The sequence below is a fragment of the Phenylobacterium sp. genome (assembly GCF_044371015.1).
In the GTDB taxonomy this organism is placed as follows: Bacteria; Pseudomonadota; Alphaproteobacteria; order Caulobacterales; family Caulobacteraceae; genus Phenylobacterium.
The window spans coordinates 1-20871 of the sequence record NZ_JBILUK010000032.1 but is presented as its reverse complement, the minus strand read 5'-3'; the positions used below and the strand labels follow the sequence as shown (position 1 = coordinate 20871).

Below are 20871 nucleotides of genomic sequence, written 5' to 3'. Positions count from 1 at the left end.
AGGCGGCGCGCACGCTCGGCAGCCCCTTGCGCGAAGCCTTCTGGCGGGTGGCGCTGCCAATGGCCCGACCGGCCCTGGCCGCCGGCGTCGCTCTGGCGGTGATGGAGACCCTCGCCGACTACGGCGCCGTTCAGTTCCTCGCTGTCCAGACCCTGACCACCGGCGTCGTCCGCGCCTGGGTGGTGTTCGGATCGATGACCTCGGCGGCGCAGTTCGCGATCCCGTTGCTGGGCGCTGCGGCCCTGCTGCTGTGGATCGAGCGTCGCGGCCGCCAGGGCCGCAGCCACGATTCCGCCGCCGCGCGATGGCGCGCCACCGCCCGGGCCCCGCTCCCGGGCTGGCGCGCGGCCCTGGCCACGGCCTTCTGCGCCCTGCTTGTCGGCCTGGGCCTCATCCTGCCGATGGGATGGATGGCGATCGCCTTCAGCGACGTGACGCCCGACTGGAACCGTCTGGCCGAAGCTGCGCGCAACTCACTGACCCTGGGCCTGGCCGGCGCGGCGGTCACGGTGACGCTCGCCGCCGCCCTTGCGCTGGGCATGGGGCGGGCGCCCTGGCTCGCGCGGCTGGCCAGCCTGGGCTATGCGACGCCCGGCGCGGTGATGGCGATCGGCCTTCTCGCCCCGGCCGCTCTTGTTTGGCGCTATGTGCCGGGCGCCGCACAGGGGTTCGGGATGGGGTTGGCGCTGATGATCTATGCCTACGCCGCCCGCCTCATGGCCGCCGCGCTGGAGCCGATCGAGGCAGGCCTCTCGCGCCTCTCGCCCGCGCTGGTCCAGGCTGCACGCAGCCTGGGCCGCGGCGAGGCCGGGGCGGCGTTCTCGATTCAGATCCCGCTGGCGCGCGGCGCCGTGCTGACGGCAGGGCTGGTGGTGTTCATCGACGTGCTGAAGGAGCTCCCCGCCACTCTGATCCTGCGGCCGTTCAACTTCGACACCCTGGCGGTGATCGCCGACAACTATGCGCGTGACGAGCGTCTGGCTCAGGCCGGATGGCCGTCACTCCTGATTGTGGTCCTGGCCCTGCCGGCGACCATCTGGGTCACGCGCCAGGTGGAATCCGCCCGCCCGGGAGCGGCCGCATGAGCCCCGCGATCCTGAAGATCGATGCGTTGAGCAAGCGCTACGGCGGCAGGCTTGCCGTCGAAGCCGCATCTCTGCGCCTCGAACCCGGCAAGGTGACCGCGCTGCTCGGCCCTTCTGGTTGCGGCAAGAGCACGCTTCTGAGGCTGATCGCCGGGCTGGATCATCCTGACGCGGGGACGATCACGCTTGGCGATCGCATCCTGGCGGGTCCCGGCCTGTTCACGCCGCCGGAGACGCGCGGCGTCGGCATGGTGTTCCAGGACTTCGCGCTCTTTCCCCACCTGAGCGTGCTCGATAACGTCGCCTACGGCCTGCGGGGCGCCTCGCGGGCCGAGCGCCGGGCGACGGCCCTTTGGCATCTGGACGCCGTGCGGCTGGCCGAACGCGCCGACGCCTTTCCCCACATGCTCTCCGGCGGCCAACAGCAGCGGGTGGCCCTGGCCCGCGCACTGGCGCCCAAGCCTGCGGCGCTGCTGCTCGACGAGCCGTTTTCCGGCCTCGACGCTCACCTGAAGTCCGAGGTCCGCGCCGACCTCCTCGCCACCCTGCGCACGGCCGGGGCCGCGGTCCTGGTGGTGACCCACGACGCCGCCGAGGCCATGTTGATGGCCGACAATCTGGTGCTGATGGCAGCCGGCCGCATCGTGCAGACCGGCGCGCCTGACGTCTGCTACCGTCGCCCCGCCACCCCGGAGGCAGCCCGGCTGCTGGGCGAGATCAGCCAGCTGCCCTGCCAGGTTTCGGGCGGTGTCGCCCGGACGTCGTTCGGAGATCTCCCGGCGCCGGGCCTGCCCGACGGCCCGGCCCAGGCGGCGGTGCGCCCTGAAGGCGCGATCCTCGGCGGTCCCGGCGTTCGGGCCCAGGTCGTCGCCCACGGCTTCGGCGGCGCTTTCCACGAGATTGAACTCGACCGCGAAGGCCAACGCCTCCGCCTCCGCCTCGCCGCCGCGCCGCCGCCCCTCGGCGCCACGGTCGACGTCCGCCTCGACCCGATGCACGCGGCGGTGTTTCCGATGCAGGGATAGAGGCTCCACGTTTCGCTCTTCACACGATCCTGCTTGGCGCCGCGCTCCAGGGGGTTATCGTCGGTCAGCAGACGGGCCGACAGAGCCCGCGGACGGAGGCGGCCATGAAGTTCACCTGGTTCAACCTGATGCCCTGGCCCTATCTGCCGGATGACTTCCGGGAGACGCACCGTTCGGTTTGGGTCGATATCGACCAGAAGCTGTTCGACCCGGCCAAGAGCCACGCGGTCTACAACACCTACATGGACCTGCTCGAATATGCCGACACGCTCGGCTTCGACGGGGTGGGGGTGAACGAGCATCACCAGAACGGCTACGGCATCATGCCCAGCCCCAACATCATCGCCGCCGGCCTGGCGCGTCGCACCAAGGACGCCGCCGTCGTGGTGCTGGGCAACTCCATCGCCCTCTACAACCCGCCGATCCGGGTGGCTGAAGAGTTCGCCATGCTCGACTGCATTTCCGGCGGGCGACTGGTGGCGGGTTTCCCGGTCGGCACCTCGATGGACACCAACTACTGCTACGGCCAGATCCCCAGCCTCACGCGGGAGAAGTACCAGGAAGCGCACGACCTGATCATCAAGTCGTGGACCACGCGGGAGCCGTTCGCCTGGAACGGGCGCTACAACAAGCTGCGCCACGTCAACATCTGGCCCCGGCCGATCCAGCAGCCGCATCCGCCGATCCACATCCCCGGCGGCGGCTCGGTCGAGACCTATGACTTCTGCATCGACAACACCTATTCCTATTCCTACCTCAGCTTCTCCGGCTACCTGCGCGCCCAGGCGCTGATGAACGGCTATTGGCAACGGGTGGAAGAGCGGGGCGTCGACAAGAGCCCCTATCGCGCCGGCTTCGCCCAGACGATCCTGGTGGCCGACACCGACGAGGAGGCCGAACGGCTCTACTCCGAGCACGTCAGCTACTTCTACAACCGCTGTCTGCACGTCTATCCGGGCTTCGCCGATGCGCCGGGCTACCGCACGATCAAGACCATCCAGACCGGTGCGCTCAGCCAGTACGCCCCGCCCACCGGCGGCTACACCCAGCTGACCTGGAAGGAGCTGACCGAGCAGGGCCACGTGATCGCCGGTTCGCCCGAGACGGTGCGCCAGCGGATGGAAGATCTGATCAAAGGCCTCAACGTCGGCAACATCTTCTGCCTGATGCACGTGGGGAACATGCCGGCCGACAAGTGCATGTATTCCACCAAGCTGTTCGCCGAGAAGGTGATGCCCAAGCTCAAGGCCATGTTCCCCGAGTGGGCGCCGGAGTGGGCCGACGACAACCGCTTCTGGACCACGCCGCTCAAGGATCGCGTCGCCGCCGGCGGCCTGCCGAAACAGGCGCCGACCCGAGAGCAGCTGCTGTCGACCTATGCGGTGGAGGCCTGAGACGTGGACATGCGCACCGTCGAAACGCCCCGCGTTGCTGTCCGTTACCACGTCGGCGGCTCCGGCCCGCCGCTGGTCTTCCTGCACGGCGCGGGCGGTGTCACCGCCGATGATCCGCTGCTGGCCGAGCTCTCTGCGACGCATACGGTCTATGCGCCTTTGATCCCCGGCTATGGCGACAGCGAGGAGTGCGGAGAGATCCGCGACATGCTGGATTTCACGCTCCATACCTGGGACGTGATCGCCGCACTGGGTCTCAAGGACCCGGTTCTGGTCGGTCATTCCATGGGCGGCATGATCGCCGCAGAGATGGCGGCGCTGCAACCCAACGACGTCTCGCGTTTGGCGCTGATCTGCCCGGCCGGCCTCTGGGATGACGCGCATCCGATCGCCGACCTGTTTGCGACGATGCCGTTCGAGATGCCGGCGCTGCTGTTCCACGACCCCGTCGCCGGCGCGGCGATGCTGACCGCCGGGCGCAATGTCACCGATCCGAACTTCCTGCAGACCTATCTCGTGACCAATGCGCGCCAACTGGGCATGGCCGGCCGCATCCTGTTCCCGATCCCAGAGCGGGGGCTTTCCCAGCGGCTCTATCGGATCCGAGCCAAGACCACGATCATCTGGGGCGACTCAGATCGTTTGATCCCGCCGGTCTACGCCCATGGCTTCAAGAAAGGCATCGCGGGCGCGAGCCTCGTCTCAATCCCCGAGGCCGGCCACATGGTCACCCTGGAACGCTCCTTGGCGGTCGCCCAGGCGATCCGAGCCCTGGGCTAGTCCTTCGGCGGAACCCGCCAGAGGAACAGATCGCCCTCGGGCAGTCGGAGTGTGCGCTCGGGCGGCCAGTCGCCCATGTCGAAGCTGTAGCTGACGATGCGGGCGCCGGGCGGCAGGTCGGCCAGGAGGCGCGGCTTCAGGCGCAGGTTGAGGTCCGGCAGCAGGTAGAGAGTCACCACCGTCGCCTCGCGAAAACGCATCCGGAACAGGTCGGCTTCGCGGAATCGCACCCGGTCCGTCACGCCCGCGGCCCTGGCCGCCGCCCGCGCCTCGCGGACCAGCCGGGGATTGATCTCCACACCCAACGCGCGGGCGCCATGACGCAGCGCGGCGGTGATCGGGATGCGGCCGTCACCCGAGCCCAGATCATAGAGCATGTCCTGAGGTCCGACCTCGGCCAGGGCCAGCATGGCGTCGACGGCGGGCTGCGGGGTCGGCACATAGATCACGTCCGGCGCGCCGCGCGGCTTGTCCGGCTCGGCGCGCGCCTGTGGGGCCAGAAGGCCGGTCAGGGCGGCGATCAGGTGGCGCCGGCGCATTTCATAGACCCACTCAATGCTCGCCATAGAGCTTATCATGTTGATCCGGCCGGGCCGCGGCCCATATTGCCTCCCGCACCCAAGGGAGATGCCAAAATGTCGCTCGCGACCAGCAAGACCATCGAAAATCTGAAGGCCGCGTTCGCCGGCGAGAGCCAGGCCAACCGCCGCTACCTGTACTTCGCCCAAAAGGCCGACGTGGAAGGCTACAACGACGTCGCCTCGGTGTTCCGTTCCACGGCCGAGGGTGAAACCGGCCATGCGCATGGTCACCTGGAGTTCATGGAAAGCGTCGGCGATCCGGCCACCGGCCTGCCGATCGGCGGCACCGCCGACAACCTCAAGGCGGCCATCGCCGGCGAGACCCACGAGTACACCGACATGTACCCGGGCATGGCGCGCACGGCTCGCGAAGAAGGCTACGACGAGATCGCCGACTGGTTCGAAACCCTCGCCAAGGCCGAGAAGTCCCACGCCGGCCGCTTCCAGCGCGCCCTCGACACGCTGGACTGATCCCAGGCCCGCCATCTCGGACGGCGCCAGGCCGATCCGGGGTGGCGGGTTATTTCAATTTCGAACGAACGGGCTGCCATGAGCGAGAAGACGACAACAGCCCCGCCGCGCGAGGGTAGCCTCGAAGCGCCGTTCCGGCGTCCGATCGCCTGGAAGGATCCGGATTACTACGATCTCGAAAAGGTCGAGGCCGAGATGGAGCGGGTGTTCGACATCTGCCACGGCTGCCGGCGCTGCTTCAATCTCTGCGACAGCTTCCCCAAGCTCTTCGACATGGTCGATGAGAGCCCTACCGGCGAGCTCGATGGGGTCGACAAGGCCGACTACGCCAAGGTCGCCGACGCCTGCACGCTCTGCGACATGTGTTTTCTGACCAAGTGCCCCTACGTGCCGCCGCACGAGTTCGATCTCGACTTCCCGCACCTGATCCTCCGCTACCGGGCGGCCAAGCGGAAAGCCGGCGAAACCGACTTTGTCCGCGAGCAGCTCGGCAAGACCGACCGCAACGGCAAGCTGGCGCGCCCCGTCGCGGGCCTCGCCAACTGGGCCAGCGCCAAGGAAAACACCCCGCTCCGCAAGCTGTTGGAGGCGGTCGCCAAGATCGACGCCGAAGCGGAGCTTCCGAAATATCACAGCCGTACAGCAACCGACCGGCTGCGCGATCCGCTGGCCCCCAACCCTGAGGGCCCGGCCTTCGGCCTCCGGAAAGTGGCGCTCTACGCCACCTGCTTCGTCGACTACAACGCGCCCGACACCGCGGTTGCGGCGGCGCGGGTTCTGGCGCTGCAGGGCTGCGAGGTGAAGCTGGTCTATCCCGAGTGCTGCGGGATGCCGCAGCTTGAGGCCGGCGATGTGGCCGAGGTGGCCGGTCGCGCCGCACGCGTCGCCCAGGCCTTCAAGCCGCTGATCGCCGAGGGCTGGGACGTCGCCGCGCTGACCGCCTCCTGCGGCCTGATGATGAAGTTCGAATGGCCGCTGATCCTGCCGGACGATCCCGATGTCACAGCGTTGTCGCGCGCGACGCGCGACATCTCCGAGTACGTCGTGGGTCTGGCCAAGGCGCACGGGCTTGCGCCTGGCCTCAAGACTGTGGAGGGCGGCGTCACCCTGCACCACGCCTGCCACGCCAGGGCCCAGAACATGGGCGCCAAGTCGGCCGAGATGCTCAAGCTGATTCCCGACACCAAGGTCGACCTGGTCGAGCGCTGCTCGGGTCACGGCGGCACCTTCGGGGTGATGGCCGACACCCGCCCCATGGCGGTGAAGGTCGGCAAGCCCGCCGCGCGTCAGGTTGCGGCGAAAGGCAACGAGACGCTGTGCTCTGACTGCCCGCTGGCCTGCAAGCACCTGGGCCAACTGGTCTCGGCTGAGGCCAAGGACGGCGCCAAGGCTCCGGCCCAGGCGCACCCCATCGAGATTTTCGCCCGCGCCTACGGAGTGCTCTGACCATGCCGCTCGCCGAACGTCGGATCACTCCGGCAGACCTGGTGCCCGACGCTGAGTTCGCCCGCGTCCGCCGCGAGCGCCGCGCCGCGCTGTTGCCGCTCAAGCGCCTGCGCCGGGTGGATCTGGGGCCGCTCTGTACGGTCTATTTCGAGAGCTATGAGACCATGCTCTTCCAGATTCAGGAGATGCTGCTGATCGAGAAAGGCGGCGCGGATCAGGTGCCGGACGAGCTTGCCGCCTACAATCCGTTGATCCCCCAGGGCTCGGAACTGGTGGCCACGGTGATGTTCGAGATCGACGACCCGGTCCGACGCGCCTCGATCCTGGCCCGCCTTGGCGGCGTGGAGGACACGTTCTTCCTGCGCATCGGCGACGAGCGGATCGCAGGTCTTCCAGAGGGCGATGTCGAGCGCACGCGGGACGACGGCAAGACCTCGGCGATCCACTTCCTGCGCTTTGCGCTCGAGCCGCGCCATATCGCCGTATTCCGGGATCCGGCCACGGAGATCCTGATCGGTTGCGGCCACGAGCGCTATAGCCACCTGGCAGGCCTCTCGCCCGCCACGCGGGCCGAACTCAGCCGGGATTTCGGGTAGGCGGCCCCCGCCGTTTCGGCGGCTTCGTTTCCCCTTTCGCCTTCGCAGCGATCTCTTTGAGCTTCACGTGCTGGCGCAGGGACAGCGGCTGGCCCGGCGCGCCCTTTTCCGGATCGCCGAAGGCGCGGCCATAGGTCTTCACCCGCTCGGTCACCGAGCCGAGGAATTCACCCTCCCAGTCCGAGAGATCGACCCCGGCCTTGTCGGCCTGGCGGCGGGCGCGTTTCAGGGCGTTGAGGGCGGCGCGCTTGGCGGCCGCGTTCCGGTCCGGCGGCTTTCGGTTCAAATCTCGCCGATAGCGGCCAGATAGAGGTCTAGGATCGCCTCTTCCTCCTGGCGCTTGGCGCGGTCCTGCTTGCGGATCCGGATCACCTTACGGATCACCTTCACGTCAAAACCGTTGCCCTTGGCCTCGGCGAACACTTCCTTGATCTGCTCGGCGATCTCGGACTTCTCCTGCTCCAGCCGCTCGACGCGCTCGATAATGCTCTTGAGCTGGCCCTGGGCCGTGGCGTTCAGCACGTCGGGATGGGCGGAGGCGTCGTCGGCCATGGGAGGGTCCTGGAAGAAGCAAGTGCGATAGCGCGGGGACCCTATCCACCACGTCGGGCCATGTCACCGATGCGCGCATCCCGCCCACAGAAAAAGAACCCCTCGCCGGGGATGCGAGGGGCTCTTCAAGACCGCGCCCGGGGAGAGAGCCGGACGTGGAGAGTTAGGGACGACGTGAGTTTGCTAGGCGATTGCGGCGGAGACGCGGCGGCGGCGGATCAGATAGCCGACCGTCCCGAAGCCCAGGATCATCATCGCCCAGGTGGACGGTTCAGGCACAGCTGTCCCCATGTTGGCGGTGGCCCCGGCCAGGCTGTCGAACTCGAAGGAGTTGCCGCTGGAGAGGAACTCCACCGTGTGAATCCGTTCCGCCCCGAAATCGTAGCTGACGCGTCGGCCCCAGCCCTGATTGCCGTTGGCGCCTGTGTTGGCGCCCCAGATCGCGGCGCCGGCGAGGGTCGCCTGGTAGCCGTTGTCGCCATAGAACTTGACCGTATTGTAGCTGTCCGGCGAGCCGAGATAGAAACTAAACGAAGTCAGACGCTTGAGCGGCGTGATCGCCGCGAGCGTGGCCCGGCCGTTGGCCCTCACCGTTTCATAGTTCGAGGTCGTTCCAGGCGGCGGCGCGGAGACCCCGCTCCACAGGCCCAGCGCGCCGGAGCGGACAAATGCGTTCTGGTTCTGCGTGAACGAGAAGCCGGCGGCGATCGGGTTATCGAAGTCCTCGATCATGGTCTGGCCTAGCGGCAGCGGCTGGTCCGACATGTATTGGGTGATGGTCAGCGCCTGAGCGGGCGCGCTGACAACGAGCGCGGCGGCAAGGGCGGCGAAGGAAACGCTAAGGGTGCGCATGGAGGGTGCGGCGTCCTGTTCTGAGACCGAGCAATTTGCTCACGCCTGGCTTCTGCTAGCGGCGTGCCAACAGGATGGCCTGCAACCCCTGAGATTCCCCTAAGTTCAGTGTTTCAATGCGGGACGTAGCTCCGAAGCACGTCGTCGATCACGCGTTCCAACTGCTCCAACGTGCCGCATTGCTTGGCCACGTGGCAGAAGCGGGCGTAGCGGTGCATCACGCTGTCGCCCTGGGCCCAATAGCTCTCAGGCTCGGGGTTCAGCCAGATTACCGCCCGCGCCCGGTCGTGGATCAGCTTCATGAGGTCGAGCCGAGGGTCGGCGAAGTTGGATCGGCCATCGCCCAGGAAGATCACCGTGGTGCGGCGATCCAGCCGGTCGAGATGCTTCTCACAGAAGTCCTCCAGGCTGCGGCCGTAGTCGGTCTGCTGGAAGCCGATCTCCTGCAGAACCTTGAGGATCGCGCTCTCGACGCCGTTGTCATCCAGGATGTCGTTGACGCTGATCATCCGGCCGGAAAACGCGAAGGCGTCCATCCGGTCGACCACCTCGTTCAGCGAATAGAGGAAGGTCAGCAGGAACTGCGCTGCGGCCGCCACGGACTTGGACACGTCGCAGATCGCCACGATCGAAGGCTTGTCGATCTTCTTGACCTTCCAGGCGATCTCGAACGGCACCCCGCCATAGGCCATTGATCGGCGCAGGGTGCGGCGCACATCCAGGTACCCCAGCCGGGCGGCGCGGCGACGGCGCGCGTACTTGGTCGCCAGCCGCTTGGCCATCTTCTTCACCAGGGCCGCCATCAGCTGGTAGTCGACCGGATCGACGCCACCGTCGGCATTGAGCTGCTTGCGCGCCAGCCGCTCCTCGCGGAGCTCGCGGGCGGAACCGGCCGCGTAGAGATCGTGCTGGCGGGCGACATAGGCCTGGGCCTGCTCGAACAGATCGCGGCGCGCCCCCTCCATGCGATCGGCCAGACCCTCGCCCGCGCCATCGGGCATGCGACGGGCATTGGCGATGATCCGCTCGATCTCCTCCAGCCCCATCTCCTCCAGCAACCGCCGGGTCAGACGCGAACGCTGGGTGGTGAGACGGATGTCTGCGACGCCGGCGCGGGCGGCGGCCGCCTCCATGGATTGCTGGATCGCGGCGCTGTCACCCTCCAGCACGGCCTGGGCCAGGGGCGACCCCTCAGCGGCGGCGCTGTCGGCCTCGGAAGGCGGCGGGCGACCCTCAGGCGGCGGCGGCGTGGCGTCGCGGGCGAAGAACGTGTCGAACACCGAGTCGAACCGGGTCACTTCGTCGGCCGATTTCGCCAAGGTGGCGCAGAGCGCATCCTTGAACAACGCCCGGTCGGCGAAGCCCGTCACCATTACTGCCCGGCTGGCGTCGATAGCCTCGGCCGGCGACACCCGCACATCAGCCGCCCGCAGCGCCCGGAAAAACTGTTCAAGCGTGTGCTGCATCAGCGACGCTGGATCAGCTCGACCACCTGGGGCTCGACGGCGGCGATGTCCTGTTCGAACTTGAGGATCACGTTCAGGGTGTCGCGCACCATGCCGGCGTCCAGGCTGTCAGCGTGCAGCAGCACCAGGGCGCGGGCCCAGTCGACCGTCTCCGAGATCGAAGGCGATTTCCGCAGGTCCATGGTGCGCAGCGACTGCACGAAGGCCACAAGTTCGCGCGTCAGCCGCGCCTCGATGCCCGGCACGCGGGAGGCGACGATGCGCTCCTCCAGCGAGGCTTCCGGCAGCGGAATGTGCAGGTGCAGGCAGCGGCGCTTCAGCGCGTCGCCCAGGTCGCGGACGTTGTTGGAGGTCAGAAACACCAGCGGCGGCGTCTTGGCCTTGATCACGCCCAGTTCCGGCACCGAGACCTGATAGGCCGACAGAATCTCCAGCAGGAAGGCCTCGAACGCCTCGTCTGACTTGTCGACCTCGTCCACCAGCAGCACGCAGCCGTCATCCTCGCGCAGCGCCTTCATCAGCGGGCGGGGTTCCAGGAAGGGTTCGGAAAAGAACAGGTCGCCCATGCCGTGCAGGCGGGTCATGGCGCTGTCCATGTCGGGGGCGTCGGCCAGATGCTCGCCCATCCGGTCCTTCAGGATCTGGGTGTAGAGAAGCTGCTTGCCGTACTTCCACTCGTATAGCGCCTTGGACTCATCCAGGCCCTCGTAACACTGCATGCGGATCAGCGGCAGACCGAGCAGGGCGGCGGTCGACAGCGCCAGTTCGGTCTTGCCGACGCCGGCCGAGCCTTCGACCAGGATCGGCTTTTCCAGCTTTACGGCCATGAAGAGGGCGGTGGCGATGCGCCGGGAGGCGATGTAGCCCACGCCGCCCAGGCCCTCTATCAGGGCTTCGACCGAGGCCAGCGGGTCGGGACGGTTGGCCGCGGCCGGGGCCGCTGGGGTGTTGGACAAGATCACAGACTTTCGAAAAACGGGTTCGGCGCGATTGTGCCAAGGCCCGGGCCGGGAGGCAAACGAGCGCTCAGCGTTTGATGAAGCGTGAGGGAGAGACCATGGCTGCCGCAGCGGCGGGCAAGGGCGACGGCGCACCCAGGATCTCGGCCGCGACATGCTCGGCCAGTAGCGGCGCAAAGGTGAAGCCGCGAGAACCGAAGCCGGAGAGCACGTACAGTCCCGGTGGGCCGATGGGGCCCGCCAGCGGCAGGCGATCCGGCGTCACCGCCCGCACGGACGCGCGGCCTTCCAGAGGCGAGCTGGCGATCCGGTCGGGCATACTCGGCAGGCCGGCGGCGAGCGTGAGGCGATTGCGGGCGTGATCGATCTCCCGCACCTCGGTCGTCGCGTCATCGCGATCATGGGTGGCGCCGAACAGGACACCCGAGTCTGTGGGCACGGCATAGCCCCCCCAGGCGGCCGCCAGGGTCGTTTCGCCGCCGGTGGTCCAGCTGGCCTGACCGCGCACCGGCGAGAGGGGGAGTCCCTCAATCAGGCGACGCGCATCCAGCGCTCCGGCTAGGATCACTGCGTCAGCGATCAGAATCAGCGCGCGCTCGCTGTCGAGCAGACGCCAACCCTCGATGTCGCGCTCAAGCCGATCCAATCGAGCGATTCGCACCGCGCCCAGCCAGGCGTCCAGAATCTCGCGGGGCCGGACCACCAAGGCCTGGGTCTGGTCGAGCGCTCCGGACACGACCGCAGCCGCGCCGAGCCGCGCGGCGACGGCCTCTTCGCCCAGCAACAGCATGGTCTCAGGCTCAAACAGATCCGACCCCGCCAGGCGCGCGAACCGACCCGGGTCTCGCGCGTTCGCGGCCAGCTGAATCACGCCGCGCGCGATGACGGCCGCCGGCAATTGTTCATAGAGCCGCACCGCTCGCGCGAAGGCCTGGGCGTAGAAGGCGGCTGGCGCACCCAGGCCGGCGTCCAGGCGCGGCGTCACCAGTGCGGCGGGGTTGCCCGAGCCTCCGTGCCCGGGAGCTTCAGCTTCGACGACGATGGCCTGGGCGCCGAGAGCGCGGACAGCTCGCGCCGCCGCCGCGCCCGCCACGCCACCGCCAATGATCGCGACACAGCGGGGTGAGGGACTCTCAGGTGAGACGCCGGGCATGCGAGCTTCCAGCCGCTCGCGCTTGCGTCCAAAGCCGGGACGCTTCTCGACGGTGAAACCGGCGGCCGAGAGACCGCGTCGAACCGCGCCCGCGACGGTGAAGGTGGCCGCCCTCGCGCCGGGCGCGGAGCGCGCGCCCACAAGGTTCAGCACGGCCTCGGACCACATGGCGGGATTGGCCGATGGGGCGAAGCCGTCGAGGAGCCAGGCGTCGGCCCGTCCGCGCCAGCCGCTCAGCGCCTCGGCTACATCCATAACCGCGACATCCAGGATCGCGCGAAACTCCGGCAGGTCGACGCGATGCCAGCCCCGGGCCCGACCCGGCCATCGGGCCAGCAGGGGCGAGGCGACCTCGGCGAGTTCAGGCCAGCGGGCCAGGGCGCGAGCTGATTCGGTCGCCGACATCGGGTGGGCTTCGATCGATACGATGCTCAGCACGCTGTCGGGTGGGGCGGTCCGCCGCCATAGATCGAGCAGCGCGGCGATATTCAGACCGGTCCCGAAACCCAGTTCCGCGACAGTGAAGCGGCGGCGGGTCGCCCAGGCGTCAGGGAGTCCGCAGCCTTCTAGAAACACCGCACGGGACTCGGCCAGGCCGTCCTCGGCCGAAAAATAGACATCCCCGTAGCGGCGCGAGCGGGGTGCGCCATCTTCGGTCCAGTCGAGCCCGTCAGGGGTGTTGGACATGCGCGGAGCCCGGAACGCAGGCACGAAAAAGGGGCCGTCCCGAAGGACGGCCCCTTCATCACGCGTGAAGCGTGAAGTCGATTACTTCGCAGCCGGGGCTTCGGCCGGAGCGGCCGGAGCAGCAGCGTCAGCAGCCGGGGCGGCAGCCGCGGCAGCGTCGGCGGCCGGAGCAGCCATGGCGTCAGCAGCCGGGGCGGCGGCGTCGGCGGCCGGAGCGGCAGCGGCGTCGGCGGCGGGAGCTTCAGCGGCCTTTTCTTCGGCCTTCGGGGTGCAGGCGGCGGCGCCGATAACGGCGAACGCGGCGGCGGCGGCGATCAGGAATTGCTTGGTCATGTCCCTAGTCCTCTGGTCGGTGTGTCATCGACGGAGTTCGGTGACGGCCAAGGGTCTAAGGCCGACGGTCTCTCCGCAGACGCAGGATTACGCTGGGGTGGGCCGACCTGACAAGAGCTAAATTCACGGCTTTGTGATCACTTTTTTCACCACTCCGTCGAGCGGCGAAGGCGCGCGGCCCGATCAGCCCTCTTGCGGGATGTTCGACAGGGCCTCTTCCAGTTCAAGGAAGCTGGGCTGGGCTGTGGAGGGCACGCTGCCGCGACCGATCTCGACGGAGATCTGGGCGGCGTTTCCGTGCAGGTGGGCGACCAGAACCGAACGGATGATGCCGTAGAAGGCGCCCTCTTCGTCGATGATGTCCTTCAGGCGGTTGGCCATCGGGCCGACCAGGCCATAGGCCATGAACACGCCGAGGAACGTACCGACCAGGGCGCCGCCGATCATGCCGCCCAGAACTTCCGGCGGCTCGGTGATCGCGCCCATGGTCTTGATGACGCCGAGAACGGCGGCGACGATGCCGAGCGCCGGCAGACCGTCGGCCAGTTGTTGCAGAGCCCCGGCCGGACCCAGCGCCTCATGGTGGTGCTTTTCCAGCTGCTTCTCCATGGCGTCCTCGACCTGATGCGGGTCTTCGAGGTTCATGGTCATCATCCGCAGGGTGTCGCAGATGAAGTCGATGGCGAAGTGGTCCTTCGCGATCTTGGGGAAGCGCGTGAAGATCGAGCTCTCGCCCGGATTCTCGATGTGGCTTTCCAGCGCGATGACGCCCTTGGACTTCATGGTCTTGGTCAGAAGGAACAGCAGCGACAGCAGATCGCGGTAGTCCGCCGCCTTCCACTTGGGGCCGGCGAACACCTTGCCGAAGCCGCCCAGGGTGCCCTTGATCGTCGGCACCGAGTTGCCGATCAGGAACGCCGCGACGCCGGCGCCCAGGATGGCCATCATCTCGTAGGGCAGGGTGTAGAGGATCACGCCCATGTTGCCACCGTGCAGCAGGTAGCTGCCGAACACCATGCCGAACAACAGGACGATGCCGATGATCTGAAACATAGAACGCGCCCCGGGAGACCGGGGCCGACCATGGCGGTTAATGCTTAATGGCCGGTGTTCGGCGGTCCGCTATGCGCCCTTAAAGGCGGGCTTCCGCTTCTCGATGAAGGCGGCCATGCCTTCCTTCTGGTCCTCAAAGGCGAACAGCGAGTGGAACAGGCGCCGCTCCATCAGGACGCCGGTGGAGAGAGTGGTCTCGAACGCGGCGTTGACCAGCTCCTTGTTCATGGCGACGGCCAGCGGTGACTGAGCGGCGATCTTGGCCGCCGCGCCCAGCGCCTCGTCCAGCAGCTTGTCGGCTGGCACCACCCGGGCGACGAGGCCTGCGCGTTCGGCTTCGGCGGCGTCGATCATGCGGGCGGTCAGCACCATATCCATGGCCTTGGCCTTGCCCACCGCGCGGGGCAGCCTCTGAGTGCCGCCGATGCCGGGCATGACGCCGAGATTGATCTCCGGCTGGCCGAACTTGGCGGTCTCGGCGGCGATGATCATGTCGCACAACATGGCCAGCTCACAGCCGCCGCCGAGCGCGAAGCCCGCCACCGCGGCGATGGTCGGCTTGCGGAAGCTTTCCAGCCGCTTGGCCGGGCCGGCGAAGAAGTCGCGGGCGAACATCTGGGCGTAGGACTTGTCGGACATCTCCTTGATGTCCGCTCCGGCGGCGAAGGCCCGCTCCGAGCCCGTCAACACCAGACAGCGCACGTCGTCATCCGCTTCGGCGGCGTCCAGCACCTGGACCAGCTCGCCCAGCAGCTGGGTGTTGAGCGCGTTAAGGGCCTCGGGCCGATTCAGGCGGACAAGCATCACGCCTGGGCTGGGGGTCTCGACGATCAGGGTCTCGTAGGCCATGGCGCGCTCCGTCGGGGTCCAATGCCCGGGGCTTAAGGCCCCGTAACGGAATAGCCAAGCGCTCGCAGCTGTGCGGGCAGTCCGTCGGGCCCGACAAGGTGGCCGGCGCCCACCACCACCACGGTGCGGCCACGCCCTTTGAGGCGGTCTTGCAGCTTGGGGATCCAGCGGGCGTTGCGGTCGATCACCAGCCGACGATAGGCCGCCGGCGCAGCGGCGCGCAGGGGCGCGAGCGCCTCGCGGTCCAAAGCCTCAGGATCGCCCGACATCCAGGCGTCGATGAGCTTGGCATAGCCCTCCGGGTCGGTCTCAAGCTCGCGCAGGGTCCCGGCGAGGCTCGCGATCTGCTCGGCCAGAGGCGCCGCATCGAAGGCGTCGATCTGCTCGGCCGGCGTCTCCAGCGCGCGGCGGTCGACGCGCCTGGGAAGCATCCGGACGAGGGTCTGCTCGACGCCGTCGCCGACCGTCGCGCCGGAGCGCGCATAGGCGCCGGCCGCCAGCGCCACCTCCGCCAGCCACGGCTCCAGCCGGGCCAGCGCCATGGGATCGACCGCCAGGTCGCGCGCGACGCGGGCGAGGCGTTGCGAGTCCTCGACGGACAGCATCGTGAAGAGCGAGGCGTCGGGCGGCAGCAGTCCCTGCGCCTGGGCCAGCCGAGCCGCCTCGCGATCAGCTTCCGGCGACACCTCAAGCTCGAACCAGACATCGTCGGCCCGGGCGATGGCGCGGGTCAGGGCGTCGGTTTTCCAGGGCAACCCGGGCGGCAGGAGATGCACCGAGCCCATGAGCATCATCTCGGAGTCTGCGTCCCGCACGATCCACACCGCGGGCGCGGCCGCCGCAGGGCCGGCCGCCAGCGCCAGGGCGAAAAGCGCCGCCGCGAGCCGTCTCATCGCTGACAGACCGGGCAGTAGAAGGTCGAGCGGCCCGCCTGCACCTTGCGAAGGATGACTCCTCGGCAGCCCGGGTTGGCGCAGGGCTCCGCCTCGCGGTCGTAGGCCCGGAAACGGTGCTGGAAATAGCCCAGCGCGCCGTCGGCCTGGGCGAAGTCGCGAAGGGTCGAGCCACCCGCAGCGATCGCTTCGGTGAGCACCGCCTTGATCTCCGGGACCAGGCGTTCAAGCCGCCCTTTCCCAATGGAGCCTGCGGCCCGGAAGGGCGATATTCGCGCCCGGTTCAGCGCCTCGCAGACATAGATGTTGCCGAGTCCTGCGACGATCCGCTGGTCGAGCAGCAACGTCTTGGGTCCCTGTTTGCGGCCCGCGAAGGCCTGCGCCAGTCGGTTCGCATCAAAGGCGTCGGAAAGGGGTTCGGGGCCCAGGTCGGCGAACCAGCGATGGGTTTCCAGAGCTTCGGTCGGAATGAGGTCCATGTAGCCGAAGCGGCGCGGATCGAAATAGGTGACGCGGTCCCCGGCCTCGGTCTCGAACACCACGTGCGCATGCGGCGCCTCGGTCGCGACGGCGTGGTGGAACGCGCCAGGCGTCCGACCGCCGCCGATCTCGAATCGGCCGCTCATGCCCAGATGCATCACCAGGGTCCGGCCGCGATCCAGCCGCGCCAGCAGATACTTGGCCCGCCGCTGCAGGGTCTCGATGCGGGCGCCGGTCAACGCCTGGATGAAGTCCGGCGGGAAGGGAAACCGCAGATCGGGCCGGCGCGCCTCGACGCGCGATAACCGGGCGCCCTCCAGCACCGGCGCCAGGCCGGCGCGCACGGTCTCGACCTCGGGAAGTTCGGGCATGAGCCCGGCTTGGCACGCCATCGCTGGCGCGCCAACCCCTCAGCAGATATGACGCCCGCCATGACCGGCCCCACCGCCACCTTCGGCTTTCGCGACGTCGATGCGCGCGAGAAGGCCGGCCTCGTGCGCGGCGTCTTCGACCGGGTGGCCGGCCGCTATGACCTGATGAACGACCTGATGAGCGCCGGCGTTCATCGGCTCTGGAAGGACGCGGTCGCGGCCCGGCTGAACCCTCGGCCCGGTGAAACGATCATCGACTGTGCGGGCGGCACGGGCGACATGGCGATGCGGTTCGCCAAATTGGCCCAGAGGGCGCGGGCGCGTAACGGCGGCGCCCCGGCCAGGATCCTGGTGGTCGATTACAACGCCGAGATGATCGCCGCCGGCCGCGCCAGGGGGCTGGCGCCCGAGATCGCCTGGGCTGTGGGCGATGCTCAGCGGCTGCCACTGCCCGACGCCAGCGCCGAGGCCTATGTGATCAGTTTCGGCATCCGCAACGTGACCGACGTACCCGCCGCCCTGGTGGAAGCGCGGCGCGTGCTGAAGCCGGGCGGACGGTTCCTCTGCCTGGAATTCTCAAGGCCGATCAGCGAGGCGCTACGGGCGGCCTATGACGCATACTCGTTCAAGGTGATCCCCGAAGTGGGCGCGCGCGTGACCGGCGACCGCGAAGCCTATCAGTATCTTGTCGAGAGCATCCGACGGTTCCCGGATCAGGCGGCGTTTGCGGCGATGATGCGCGAGGCGGGCTTCAGCCAGGTCGAGTGGACCAACTATTCCGGCGGCGTCGCGGCGCTGCACACCGGTCGGGCGATCTAGCCGCATGGCCTCCCTGGGCGCAGTCGCGCGGCTTCTCGGCGCGGGGTGGATTCTCGTCCGCAACGACGCGCTGCTGCCGCGCGAGATCGAGGGCTACCTCAGCCCGCCGGCGCGGTTCACCGGCCGGGTCCTGCGGGTGTTCGCGCGCCGGCGGGACGGACGCCCCGGCGAGCGTCTGGGCCGGGCCTGCGAAGCCTTGGGGCCGGTGGCGATCAAGCTGGGCCAGCTTCTGTCGACGCGCGCGGATATCTTCGGCCGTTCGTTCGCCGAGGATCTCGGGCGACTGAAGGATCGGCTGGACCCGTTCCCGGACGCCGTGGCCCGCGCCACGATCGCAGCGGAGCTCGGCCGGCCAGTCGAAGCGGTGTTCGCGACCTTCGAGCCGCCTGTTGGGGCCGCCTCGCTGGCTCAGGCTCACCCGGCGACCCTGGCTGACGGGCGACGGGTGGCGGTGAAGGTGTTGCGGCCCGGGATCGAGCGCCGGGTGGCGGCCGACGCCGAGGTGCTGGCGCTGGCCGCCCGGCTGATCGTCGCCCTGGCGCCGCCGCTGAGGCGACTGGAGCCGCAGAAGTTCGCGGCGACGGTCATCCGAGCCGCCGAGCTGGAGCTGGACTTGCGGATGGAGGCGGCCGGGGCCGACGAACTGGCCGAGGTGATGGCCCGCGACGGCTACATGACGGCGCCCCAGGTGGTCTGGGAGGGGGTCGGCAAGCGGGTCCTGACCCTGACCTGGGCCGACGGCCTGCCACTGTCGGAAGACCGCGCCCTGGAACAGCCGGGACTGGACCGCAAGGCTCTGGCCGACAATCTGACTCGCGCCTTCCTCGCCCAGGCGCTGGACCACGGCGTGTTCCACGCCGACCTGCACGAGGGAAACCTGTTCGTCGCGGCCCCGGCCAAGCTGCAGGCGGTCGACTACGGCATCATGGGCCGGTTGGGGCCAATGGAACGGCGCTACCTCGCCGAGATCCTCTGGGGCTTCCTGAGGCGCGACTATATGGCCGTGGCGCAGGTCCACTTCGATGCGGGCTATGTCCCAGCGCGCCACAGCGTGGCGGCCTTTGCTCAGGCGCTTCGGGCGGTGGGCGAGCCGGTTTTCGGCCGGGTGGCCAATGCGGTGGCCATGAGCCGGGTGCTCTCCCAGCTGTTTGAGATCACAGCGCTGTTTGAGATGCACCTGCGTCCCGAACTGGTGCTGCTGCAGAAGACCATGGTGACGGTCGAGGGTGTCGCCCGGCGCATCGATCCGGAGCACGACATCTGGGCGGCGTCCGAGCCGGTGGTGCGCCGTTGGATCGCCCGCGAGCTGTCGCCAGCCGCCCGCATCCGCCGTTTCGCGGGCGAGGCCCAGACCGCACTCGCCGCCATCGCCCGGCTGGCCGAAGCGCCGCCGCCCGCGAGCCCGCCGCCGGAGACGACCGGCCGGCTTGGCTGGTTCGCCGCCGGGGCGCTGATCGCCGGCGCGGCGTTCCTGGCCGCAATCTGGCTGATCTGAGGCCTCACGCCGCGTCGTCCTCCCGCGAGGACCGGGCCGTTCCGCGGCGGGACTCGCGGGTCTTCTGTTCGGCCCAGTAGGCCGGGCCGTCGTCGGGCTTGAACATGGTGCGTGGAGCGCCGGCCTTGCTGCGGACCGCGAAGACGTTGGACTTGGGATCATAGATCAGTACGTCGCCGTTGGCCCGGGTGAGCGTCTGGGCGCCGCGCGGCGGGTGCTGGACAAAGGCGTGGGCCTTTTCGACGAACGCCTCCAGCGAGGCCGCACCGAAGGCCTCGCCGTTGCGCGCGAAGGCGCGGCGGGCGTTTTCTTCGGCCGAATAGCGGCGGCTGGCCGACCACATGGGCTTGCCGTCAACCAGCGGCGCGGGCGCGTCCCGCGCGTCGTCGCGCGTCTCGCGCCGATCAAGGGCGCGGCCGTCTTCGGCGGTCGACGCCGCATCGGCCATCTGGGTTGCAGCGGCCTGCGGCGGCGCGACGGCCGAAGGACCGTTATCGCAGGCGGCGAGGCCCACAACGGCCAGGGCCGCGGTGGCCAGTAGGATCGATCTCGTCACGGTCATTGCGCCTCTCCCATCGGGCGGTCCAGTGATGGAACAAAGAATGAACATACTGCGAAAGGTTTGTCGAGTCCCCCCTGAACGCCTAAATCAGCGCTCTGTTGGGCGAGGCCGGCCGTGGGCGAAAAACGCGTACTTCTGATCGTCGGCGGCGGCATCGCGGCCTACAAGGCGCTGGAGCTCACGCGGCTCCTGCGCAAGGCGGGCGTCGCCGTGCGGCCGATCCTGACCGCCGCCGGGGCGCAATTCGTCACCCCGCTCAGCCTGTCGGCCCTGGCGGAGGACCGGGTCTATCAGGACCTGTTCAATCTCACCGACGAGGCGGAGATGGGCCACATCCAGCTCTCGCGCTCGGCGGACCTGGTGGTGGTGGCGCCGGCCACGGCCGATCTGATGGCCAAGGCCGCGAACGGTCTGGCCGGCGATCTGGCCTCGACGACCCTGCTGGCGACCGACAAGCCGGTGTTGATGGCGCCGGCGATGAACGTGCGCATGTGGACCCATGCCGCCACCCAGCGGAACCTGGCGCAACTGCGCGCCGACGGCGTCGGGATCGTGGGGCCGGACGAAGGCGCCATGGCCTGCGGTGAGTATGGCCCCGGCCGGATGGCGGAGCCTGAGGCGATCCTGGCGGCGATACTCGATCGGCTATCGGACGCGCCCAAACCGCTGGCGGGCCGCCACGCCCTGGTTACGGCCGGGCCGACGGCCGAGCCGCTGGACCCAGTGCGCCTGCTGACCAACCGCTCGTCCGGCAAGCAGGGCTACGCCATCGCTCAGGCGCTCGCCGCGCTGGGCGCCAGGGTGACGCTGGTGAGCGGACCGACTGCGCTTCCCGCCCCCGCCGGCGTGACCCGCGTGGACGTCGAGACCGCGCGGCAGATGCTGACCGCCTGCGAGGCGGCCCTGCCGGCCGACATCGCCGTCTGCGTCGCCGCCGTCGCCGACTGGCGCCCGGCCGAGGAAGCCGCC

General features: G+C 68.8%; 23 protein-coding genes. 10 read left to right on the top strand and 13 right to left on the bottom strand.

Annotated elements, in window-relative coordinates:
- The 4 genes from ACIQ3R_RS04775 to ACIQ3R_RS04760 all read left to right on the top strand — a co-directional run.
- A partial coding sequence (locus ACIQ3R_RS04775; RefSeq protein ID WP_397415700.1) for an ABC transporter permease occupies positions 1-1085 on the top strand: 1085 nt, incomplete at its 5' end.
- Positions 1082-2110 (top strand): ABC transporter ATP-binding protein, encoded by a 1029-nt coding sequence (locus ACIQ3R_RS04770; RefSeq protein ID WP_397415698.1) that lies wholly within the window; start codon positions 1082-1084, stop codon positions 2108-2110. The genes ACIQ3R_RS04775 and ACIQ3R_RS04770, both read left to right, overlap by 4 nt.
- A gap of 104 nt (positions 2111-2214) precedes the next feature.
- Entirely contained in the window at positions 2215-3504 is a 1290-nt protein-coding gene (locus ACIQ3R_RS04765; RefSeq protein WP_397415696.1) for an LLM class flavin-dependent oxidoreductase, read from the top strand.
- Between the two features lie 9 nt (positions 3505-3513).
- On the top strand, positions 3514-4284 hold the full coding sequence (locus ACIQ3R_RS04760; protein ID WP_397415694.1) for an alpha/beta fold hydrolase: 771 nt from the start codon (positions 3514-3516) through the stop codon (positions 4282-4284).
- Here ACIQ3R_RS04760 and ACIQ3R_RS04755 read toward each other — a convergent pair.
- A complete protein-coding gene (locus ACIQ3R_RS04755) occupies positions 4281-4850 on the bottom strand; it encodes an SAM-dependent methyltransferase (protein WP_397415692.1) in 570 nt (189 codons plus the stop codon). The genes ACIQ3R_RS04760 and ACIQ3R_RS04755 overlap by 4 nt on opposite strands.
- 69 nt (positions 4851-4919) lie before the next feature.
- Between ACIQ3R_RS04755 and ACIQ3R_RS04750 the strand changes: the two genes are divergently transcribed.
- The 3 genes from ACIQ3R_RS04750 (at position 4920) to ACIQ3R_RS04740 (ending at position 7378) form a co-directional block, all read left to right on the top strand.
- The gene (locus ACIQ3R_RS04750; RefSeq protein ID WP_397415689.1) at positions 4920-5336 is read left to right on the top strand and encodes a rubrerythrin family protein; all 417 of its coding nucleotides are present in this window, start codon (positions 4920-4922) and stop codon (positions 5334-5336) included.
- A gap of 78 nt (positions 5337-5414) precedes the next feature.
- Positions 5415-6782 carry a (Fe-S)-binding protein gene (locus ACIQ3R_RS04745; RefSeq protein ID WP_397415687.1) on the top strand — a complete coding sequence of 456 codons (1368 nt, stop codon included), beginning with the start codon at positions 5415-5417 and terminating at the stop codon, positions 6780-6782.
- A 2-nt stretch (positions 6783-6784) separates the two neighbouring features.
- Positions 6785-7378 carry a DUF3501 family protein gene (locus tag ACIQ3R_RS04740; protein ID WP_397415685.1) on the top strand — a complete coding sequence of 198 codons (594 nt, stop codon included), beginning with the start codon at positions 6785-6787 and terminating at the stop codon, positions 7376-7378.
- Here ACIQ3R_RS04740 and ACIQ3R_RS04735 read toward each other — a convergent pair.
- From ACIQ3R_RS04735 to mutM, 11 genes are all read right to left on the bottom strand, one after another.
- Positions 7359-7664 (bottom strand): hypothetical protein, encoded by a 306-nt coding sequence (locus tag ACIQ3R_RS04735; protein ID WP_397415683.1) that lies wholly within the window; start codon positions 7662-7664, stop codon positions 7359-7361. The two genes, ACIQ3R_RS04740 and ACIQ3R_RS04735, sit on opposite strands and share 20 nt — an antisense overlap.
- Positions 7661-7930: a DUF2312 domain-containing protein gene (locus tag ACIQ3R_RS04730; protein WP_397415681.1), complete on the bottom strand. Its 270-nt coding sequence runs from the start codon at positions 7928-7930 to the stop codon at positions 7661-7663. The genes ACIQ3R_RS04735 and ACIQ3R_RS04730 overlap by 4 nt, the downstream gene beginning before the upstream one ends.
- A gap of 183 nt (positions 7931-8113) precedes the next feature.
- On the bottom strand, positions 8114-8782 hold the full coding sequence (locus ACIQ3R_RS04725) for a PEPxxWA-CTERM sorting domain-containing protein (protein ID WP_397415679.1): 669 nt from the start codon (positions 8780-8782) through the stop codon (positions 8114-8116).
- A gap of 113 nt (positions 8783-8895) precedes the next feature.
- Entirely contained in the window at positions 8896-10248 is a 1353-nt protein-coding gene (locus ACIQ3R_RS04720; RefSeq protein ID WP_397415677.1) for a VWA domain-containing protein, read from the bottom strand.
- A complete protein-coding gene (locus ACIQ3R_RS04715) occupies positions 10248-11204 on the bottom strand; it encodes an AAA family ATPase (protein WP_397415675.1) in 957 nt (318 codons plus the stop codon). The genes ACIQ3R_RS04720 and ACIQ3R_RS04715 overlap by 1 nt, the downstream gene beginning before the upstream one ends.
- 70 nt (positions 11205-11274) lie before the next feature.
- Entirely contained in the window at positions 11275-13047 is a 1773-nt protein-coding gene (gene mnmD / locus ACIQ3R_RS04710) for a tRNA (5-methylaminomethyl-2-thiouridine)(34)-methyltransferase MnmD (protein WP_397415673.1), read from the bottom strand.
- Between the two features lie 81 nt (positions 13048-13128).
- Positions 13129-13380, bottom strand: coding sequence for a hypothetical protein (locus ACIQ3R_RS04705; protein ID WP_397415671.1), 252 nt, complete (start codon positions 13378-13380; stop codon positions 13129-13131).
- 183 nt (positions 13381-13563) lie between these two features.
- The gene (gene motA, locus ACIQ3R_RS04700; protein ID WP_397415669.1) at positions 13564-14433 is read right to left on the bottom strand and encodes a flagellar motor stator protein MotA; all 870 of its coding nucleotides are present in this window, start codon (positions 14431-14433) and stop codon (positions 13564-13566) included.
- A 69-nt stretch (positions 14434-14502) separates the two neighbouring features.
- On the bottom strand, positions 14503-15282 hold the full coding sequence (locus ACIQ3R_RS04695; protein ID WP_397415666.1) for an enoyl-CoA hydratase: 780 nt from the start codon (positions 15280-15282) through the stop codon (positions 14503-14505).
- 32 nt (positions 15283-15314) lie between these two features.
- Entirely contained in the window at positions 15315-16175 is an 861-nt protein-coding gene (locus ACIQ3R_RS04690; RefSeq protein WP_397415664.1) for a TraB/GumN family protein, read from the bottom strand.
- Entirely contained in the window at positions 16172-17026 is an 855-nt protein-coding gene (mutM, locus tag ACIQ3R_RS04685) for a bifunctional DNA-formamidopyrimidine glycosylase/DNA-(apurinic or apyrimidinic site) lyase (RefSeq protein WP_397415662.1), read from the bottom strand. Before mutM ends, ACIQ3R_RS04690 begins: the two co-directional genes overlap by 4 nt.
- Before the next feature lie 60 nt (positions 17027-17086).
- Here mutM and ACIQ3R_RS04680 point away from each other — a divergent pair, with 60 nt between their 5' ends.
- Positions 17087-17845, top strand: a complete 759-nt coding sequence (locus ACIQ3R_RS04680; RefSeq protein WP_397415660.1) for a class I SAM-dependent methyltransferase — start codon at positions 17087-17089, stop codon at positions 17843-17845.
- 4 nt (positions 17846-17849) lie between these two features.
- Positions 17850-19340 (top strand): 2-polyprenylphenol 6-hydroxylase, encoded by a 1491-nt coding sequence (gene ubiB, locus ACIQ3R_RS04675; RefSeq protein ID WP_397415658.1) that lies wholly within the window; start codon positions 17850-17852, stop codon positions 19338-19340.
- A gap of 4 nt (positions 19341-19344) precedes the next feature.
- Here ubiB and ACIQ3R_RS04670 read toward each other — a convergent pair whose 3' ends face one another.
- Entirely contained in the window at positions 19345-19902 is a 558-nt protein-coding gene (locus tag ACIQ3R_RS04670; protein ID WP_397415656.1) for a hypothetical protein, read from the bottom strand.
- Positions 19903-20016: 114 nt separating this feature from the next.
- On the opposite strand from ACIQ3R_RS04670, the gene coaBC reads away from it, so the two are divergent.
- Positions 20017-20871 (top strand): bifunctional phosphopantothenoylcysteine decarboxylase/phosphopantothenate--cysteine ligase CoaBC (gene coaBC / locus ACIQ3R_RS04665; RefSeq protein WP_397415653.1); only part of this gene is annotated, 855 nt, incomplete at its 3' end.

What these genes read in the sequence shown, in the direction of transcription:
- ACIQ3R_RS04770 (WP_397415698.1), top strand. Translation starts at nt 1,082, where the DNA reads ATGAGCCCCGCGATCCTGAAGATCGATGCGTTGAGCAAGCGCTACGGC.
- ACIQ3R_RS04765 (WP_397415696.1), top strand. Translation starts at nt 2,215, where the DNA reads ATGAAGTTCACCTGGTTCAACCTGATGCCCTGGCCCTATCTGCCGGAT.
- ACIQ3R_RS04760 (WP_397415694.1), top strand. Translation starts at nt 3,514, where the DNA reads ATGCGCACCGTCGAAACGCCCCGCGTTGCTGTCCGTTACCACGTCGGC.
- ACIQ3R_RS04755 (WP_397415692.1), bottom strand. Translation starts at nt 4,850, where the DNA reads ATGGCGAGCATTGAGTGGGTCTATGAAATGCGCCGGCGCCACCTGATC.
- ACIQ3R_RS04750 (WP_397415689.1), top strand. Translation starts at nt 4,920, where the DNA reads ATGTCGCTCGCGACCAGCAAGACCATCGAAAATCTGAAGGCCGCGTTC.
- ACIQ3R_RS04745 (WP_397415687.1), top strand. Translation starts at nt 5,415, where the DNA reads ATGAGCGAGAAGACGACAACAGCCCCGCCGCGCGAGGGTAGCCTCGAA.
- ACIQ3R_RS04740 (WP_397415685.1), top strand. Translation starts at nt 6,785, where the DNA reads ATGCCGCTCGCCGAACGTCGGATCACTCCGGCAGACCTGGTGCCCGAC.
- ACIQ3R_RS04730 (WP_397415681.1), bottom strand. Translation starts at nt 7,930, where the DNA reads ATGGCCGACGACGCCTCCGCCCATCCCGACGTGCTGAACGCCACGGCC.
- ACIQ3R_RS04725 (WP_397415679.1), bottom strand. Translation starts at nt 8,782, where the DNA reads ATGCGCACCCTTAGCGTTTCCTTCGCCGCCCTTGCCGCCGCGCTCGTT.
- ACIQ3R_RS04720 (WP_397415677.1), bottom strand. Translation starts at nt 10,248, where the DNA reads ATGCAGCACACGCTTGAACAGTTTTTCCGGGCGCTGCGGGCGGCTGAT.
- mnmD (WP_397415673.1), bottom strand. Translation starts at nt 13,047, where the DNA reads ATGTCCAACACCCCTGACGGGCTCGACTGGACCGAAGATGGCGCACCC.
- ACIQ3R_RS04705 (WP_397415671.1), bottom strand. Translation starts at nt 13,380, where the DNA reads ATGACCAAGCAATTCCTGATCGCCGCCGCCGCCGCGTTCGCCGTTATC.
- motA (WP_397415669.1), bottom strand. Translation starts at nt 14,433, where the DNA reads ATGTTTCAGATCATCGGCATCGTCCTGTTGTTCGGCATGGTGTTCGGC.
- ACIQ3R_RS04695 (WP_397415666.1), bottom strand. Translation starts at nt 15,282, where the DNA reads ATGGCCTACGAGACCCTGATCGTCGAGACCCCCAGCCCAGGCGTGATG.
- ACIQ3R_RS04690 (WP_397415664.1), bottom strand. Translation starts at nt 16,175, where the DNA reads ATGAGACGGCTCGCGGCGGCGCTTTTCGCCCTGGCGCTGGCGGCCGGC.
- mutM (WP_397415662.1), bottom strand. Translation starts at nt 17,026, where the DNA reads ATGCCCGAACTTCCCGAGGTCGAGACCGTGCGCGCCGGCCTGGCGCCG.
- ACIQ3R_RS04680 (WP_397415660.1), top strand. Translation starts at nt 17,087, where the DNA reads ATGACCGGCCCCACCGCCACCTTCGGCTTTCGCGACGTCGATGCGCGC.
- ubiB (WP_397415658.1), top strand. Translation starts at nt 17,850, where the DNA reads ATGGCCTCCCTGGGCGCAGTCGCGCGGCTTCTCGGCGCGGGGTGGATT.
- ACIQ3R_RS04670 (WP_397415656.1), bottom strand. Translation starts at nt 19,902, where the DNA reads ATGACCGTGACGAGATCGATCCTACTGGCCACCGCGGCCCTGGCCGTT.